Genomic DNA, 219 nt, shown 5'->3' on the forward strand with positions numbered 1-219 from the left:
CTTCTATTGCCCACCGGTTGCCATAAATACGGATAATTTCTTCATCAGACAGGGACAAATCAGTACTGAGTACCGTCAGCCAGTCTCTTTTGTTATTGCGGTTTCTGACAAAAACCAGTTTAACCGGAATCCCGGTTTTCGTTTTTACAATGATGGAACCAAACTGGTTTCCGGGTGTATGTTCAGGTAGGAGTTTGCGCAACTCTGGAAGGGTATAAA

1 pseudogene is annotated in these 219 nt (G+C 43.4%); it reads right to left on the bottom strand.

Features of this window, described 5'->3' with window-relative positions:
* A pseudogene (locus GH808_RS15240) lies at positions 1-219 on the bottom strand (IS4 family transposase); the annotation flags it as partial.

It is taken from the genome of Acetobacterium fimetarium (assembly GCF_014284475.1).
In the GTDB taxonomy this organism is placed as follows: Bacteria; Bacillota; Clostridia; order Eubacteriales; family Eubacteriaceae; genus Acetobacterium; species Acetobacterium fimetarium.